Origin of the sequence: Aquidulcibacter sp., from assembly GCF_020253525.1 — a bacterium.
In the GTDB taxonomy this organism is placed as follows: domain Bacteria; phylum Pseudomonadota; class Alphaproteobacteria; order Caulobacterales; family Aquidulcibacteraceae; genus Aquidulcibacter.
On sequence record NZ_JADCBK010000129.1, the window covers coordinates 1 to 4,677 of the forward strand.

The window sequence follows — 4,677 nt, forward strand, 5'->3', positions numbered from 1 at the left end:
CCGGCGCATCGTGGCAGAAATGATCACCCAACATATTGCCAAGCGTCCAAATCTAACCATCGCAGAAATAGGCTGTGGTACAGGTTCCAATTTGCCCGTGCTCGCCCGCTTTGGAAAATTGACAGCGGTGGAGCCGGATGCCGATGCGCGTGCCTATGCCGCCACCCGCGCCGATGCCACCGTCTTGGAAGGCCGGTTGCCAGATGGCCTACCCCTTGCTGAAAACAGCCTCGACCTCGCCGTTATGCTCGATGTGTTGGAGCATGTGGATGATGATGTGGCTGCCCTAAAGGCGGTCGCCCAAAAGCTTAAGCCAGATGCACGGTTTTTATTGACGGTGCCTGCCATGCCCTCACTCTGGAGCCCGCATGACGAGGAACATCACCATAAGCGGCGCTATACCGCCCAGACCCTGCGCCAGGCGATTGAAGCAGCTGGCCTCAAAATTGAGATGATGAGCTATTTCAACACCTTGCTTCTGCCCTTGATCGCCGGGGTCCGCTGGATGAAAAATCTGACCGGCAGCAAGGAAGTCGATACCGGGATGCCATCAGCTTGGCTGAACAAGCTCTTGGAAGCCATCTTTGCGTTTGAACGCCATCTAATCGGCCGCCTCCCCCTCCCCCTTGGCGTCTCGCTGGTCGTGATTGTTAAGGCGTAGCCGCGGCGCGCTTACAGGGCGCTGGTAGCGGTACGTTCCGGTTAAGCCGACGGATGGGGTAAGGGCCAATATTGCGCTCGACCAAATAATGATTGGCAAGCCAAGCCTTGAAGGCTGGGTCTTCGGTTAGATAGGTGATTGAATCAAACCGAATGGCATTTGGCGTTCTGACATAACCGACTTCCCCAATGATCAAGTCGGGCCGGCTGCATTGAACATCTTCGATAAACTCGGCCCGTACCCGGTCTTTTTCGACTTTGCGGATTGCTTCGAGTTTGGGATTTTTGTTCGGAGTTAGAAGCCCTGGCACCATCCACATCGAATAATAACGAGACCAATAAGACCGCCCCGCATCTGCCAGTGGATGAAAAGCATAGTCGGGCCCAATCGACAGGATGAAAATGCGGTTGTCCTTGGGCTCTTTGGTAACGATTGACTTCAGAAGCGGCTCGACAATTTGGCCGCGGGTTTGAACATTTCCGATGGCTGGCATGGCAACCACCGTCCAAATCAAGGTGAGCGTGGCAACAAGGGGTAAGGCGATCCGGGTACCTTTTTCCGGTTCGAAGAAGGCCTTATGGACAACCATGATGGACAGCATCACCGATAGGCCATGGGCCGCGATGAAGTGATAGCGCCATCCCTTCTGCTGGAACATAACGATTGCCAAGCAAACAACGATCGCAATCGCCAAAGCGATACAAAAGTCGCGCCGTTCCTTGGTCAACAGCATGATGGCCATGGGGACGAAAACAAATAGACCCTGCATCGCCAAGCGAACTTTGCGCTCGTATGACGAGAAGGCATTCCAAGGACCAAAAGCGTAATAGGCGGTTTGTATCAAATCCAACATGCGGCCCAGAAAATCGGGCGTAAATACCAAAGGGGTTGCGGCATAGGCGATGGCGCAAAGGGCCAGTGTCAGATTTTCCGGACGAAATGGCCGCCAAGCCCGTTTTTGCCGCCAGAGGAGCCAAGCTTCCAATACAAGCGGCAAGAGCACGAAATAATGTTTGAGCGCAAAGCCATAGGCACTCAAAAGCCCAACCAGAATGGCAATTGGTAGAGCGACTTTTTGGCCTTCAATCCGGGCGCACAGCAAGGCAATCCACAGACTACAGGCCATCATCAAGGATTGTTCACGCTGGCCAAAGTCGCCAACGCTGACCAAACACATGGCCAGAAGAAACCCAAAGGCGGTCGAGGCCGCAGCCGTACTTCCAAGCGTCTTTTTGGCCAAATGATACAAAAGGGCGGTGGCAGTAAAGATCACCATCAAATTGAGACCGATCAGCGCGTGATAGGCCAAGATCGGCGTGTGTTGCGCCACCCAAGCTGCTGGCAAGGCCGCCCAGAACCAAAGCGGGGGATTGACCTCCAGCAAGTCGCGGTAAAGCACTTTGCCGTCTAACAAACCGTCGGCAATATAGAGGCGCCATAATAGGTCGGGGCCTGGCAAAACAACCAAAGACAAAGCAAGGCCCAAAACGACAAAGGCTAAGCCACCGACGACATACAGGGTGGAAACACGCTCAACTTTTGTCATGGTCACCTTGAACTGGCTTGGCTGTATGGTCTGCATAGACCCAGAAATTGAAGAACAGGAAATTGGTGCACGCCACAATCACCATCACGATGGCCGAAACCACAAGGTCGGGTAGATCATACAGCTTGGTATTGGCTTGGCTGATGAGGGCTGCGATCAAAAAGCCAACCCCGACCGCAAAGAGATAGCGCCATAAGGTCCCAGGCTTGGTGTCTCGATGGCCAAATGTGAATTTCCCATGCGCCGAATACTGAAACAAAAGCGCCGCGCCATAGGCCAAATTGGAGGCAAAGAAACGCACAAGGCCGAAATAAACCATCAGATTATAGACGATGATATAGACAAGCGAGGTTAGGCCCCCAGCGACGGCATAGCGTAAACCCAATATGGCCTTAGCCCGCAAATCAGCCCCGGTCATGGAAGCCAATGAAGCGTTTGACCAGGTAAAGCGGCCTTTCTTTAGACGCCATATAGATGCGGCCGACATATTCGCCGATCATGCCCAAAACCATCAATTGCATCCCGCCCATAAACATGACGGCGATAAACAACATGGTCCAACCGCTAACCCATTGATCGGTCAGCAGGCGGTTCAAGATGGCATAGACAATACCGACGTTTGACAACACGAAGATGGACAAACCCAGCGTGATGACAAAGCGCAACGGTGCGAGCGAGAAGGACAACATGCCGTCTAGGGCAAACAATACCATTTTGCGTAACGGATATTTGCTCTCACCTGCCGCACGTGCGGCCCGACGATAAGGAAGCGCGGTCTGGCGAAAGCCAACCCAACTAATCATGCCGCGCAGAAAACGATCGCGCTCCTTCATGGAGCCAATGGCGTCCACCACTTGCCGATCGATCAAGCGGAAGTCGCCGACGTCGAGGGGAATATCAACGTCGGATAAGGAATTCAGGCCGCGATAAAAGACCCGCGCAGTGGCAAGCTTAAAGGCGCTCTCGCCCTCGCGGTCCGTGCGCTGGCCATAGACTACATCATAGCCCTCGCGCCAGAGCTTTACCATATCGGCAATCAATTCAGGCGGATCTTGCAGGTCTGCATCAATAATCACCACGCAATCACCGCTGGCTTGATCCAGACCGGCTGTTACAGCGGGCTGATGGCCGAAATTACGCGACAGCATCACCACCCGCACATGCGCATCCCCTGCCGCCAGTTCGTTTAGCTTGACGGCTGTTTGGTCTCGGCTGCCATCATCGACATAGATGATTTCATAGTCGAGGTGCTCGGAAGACAGCAAAGACTCCAGCACCGCTTTCAACCGTGCGTGAGACAGACCAATGACGGCCTCCTCATTATAGCAGGGAACAACAATACTGATCTTTGCAGACCCATCACGGGTCACGCGAACGACAGAGTTTGGCGACGAATCTGAATAGGACATGGATATATTTCATAGCGAGTCCGCGCTTTAAGCACAAACCATTCAACACTTGCGCCCTGATGGGCGCTTGCTAGTGTGGGCTGAATATCAACACACAAAGACTCAGGGAAACACCATGGCCTATCAACCCTTTAATTTAGCTGGACATGTCGCATTGGTTACAGGCGGCAATCGCGGTATTGGCCTTGGTATGGCAGAGGCGCTGGCTGCCTGCGGGGCCGATGTCGCCATTTGGGGGCGTAAAGCTGCTGCCAATCAAGAAGCTGTCCAAAAGCTCGCAACCCATGGCGTCAAAGCTAAGGCGTGGGAGGTCGATGTCGCCCACGAAGATCAAGTGGTCGCCGCTATGGCCGACACGGTCGCACAAATGGGCCGCATCGACACCGTTTTTGCCAATGCCGGCGTTGGCTATGGCGCGCCAAGCTTTGTGGATATGAGCACCGAGACCTATCGCAAAACCTTGGCGGTCAATCTCGATGGCGTTTTCTTCACCCTGCGTGAGGCGTGCCGTCATATGGTAGAGCGGGCCAAAGCAGGCGACCCAGGTGGGTCGCTTGTTGGCGTTGCTTCTCTTGCCGCTATTGAAGGGGCTGCGCGCAATGAAGCTTATGCGGCCACCAAGGGCGGGGTTATCTCCATGATCAAATCCATCGCGGTTGAACATGCGCGCTATGGCGTGCGGGCCAATGCGATCCTGCCCGGTTGGATTGCCACCGACATGACCGAGATGGCGCAAAACTCCCCCGCCTTTGCCGAAAAAGTCATCCCCCGCGTGCCCGCGCGCCGCTGGGGCACGCCAGACGATTTCGGTGGTATCGCGGTCTATCTGGCGAGCCAAGCCTCCGCCTATCATTCAGGCGATACGTTGGTGATCGACGGCGGCTATTCGATTTTTTAGTAAGCAAAAAGGCCCGAGACAAAAATCTCGGGCCATTCATTTCATTTTGGATCGGCAAATCGGTTAGTTTTTCGCCTTATCGACCATTTTGTTTTTGCCGATCCCACCGGTCGCATTCGCGACCGGCGTGTTTTCAATAGTTTTGGATCGGCAAATCGGTTAG

General features: G+C 54.2%; 5 protein-coding genes. 2 read left to right on the forward strand and 3 right to left on the reverse strand.

Annotation, left to right across the window (positions count from 1 at the left end; genetic code table 11):
* Window positions 1-661 (forward strand): bifunctional 2-polyprenyl-6-hydroxyphenol methylase/3-demethylubiquinol 3-O-methyltransferase UbiG (locus IOB61_RS13750; protein WP_290817844.1); only part of this gene is annotated, 661 nt, incomplete at its 5' end.
* Here IOB61_RS13750 and IOB61_RS13755 read toward each other — a convergent pair.
* The 3 genes from IOB61_RS13755 to IOB61_RS13765 are packed head-to-tail and all read right to left on the reverse strand — an operon-like array spanning window position 651 to window position 3,616.
* On the reverse strand, window positions 651-2,207 hold the full coding sequence (locus IOB61_RS13755; protein ID WP_290817852.1) for a hypothetical protein: 1,557 nt from the start codon (window positions 2,205-2,207) through the stop codon (window positions 651-653). The genes IOB61_RS13750 and IOB61_RS13755 overlap by 11 nt on opposite strands.
* Window positions 2,194-2,625: a GtrA family protein gene (locus IOB61_RS13760; RefSeq protein WP_290817855.1), complete on the reverse strand. Its 432-nt coding sequence runs from the start codon at window positions 2,623-2,625 to the stop codon at window positions 2,194-2,196. The genes IOB61_RS13755 and IOB61_RS13760 overlap by 14 nt, the downstream gene beginning before the upstream one ends.
* A complete protein-coding gene (locus tag IOB61_RS13765; protein ID WP_290817858.1) occupies window positions 2,612-3,616 on the reverse strand; it encodes a glycosyltransferase family 2 protein in 1,005 nt (334 codons plus the stop codon). The genes IOB61_RS13760 and IOB61_RS13765 overlap by 14 nt, the downstream gene beginning before the upstream one ends.
* 115 nt (window positions 3,617-3,731) lie before the next feature.
* Between IOB61_RS13765 and IOB61_RS13770 the strand changes: the two genes are divergently transcribed.
* Window positions 3,732-4,514, forward strand: a complete 783-nt coding sequence (locus IOB61_RS13770; protein ID WP_290817866.1) for an SDR family oxidoreductase — start codon at window positions 3,732-3,734, stop codon at window positions 4,512-4,514.
* Window positions 4,515-4,677 lie beyond the last annotated feature (163 nt).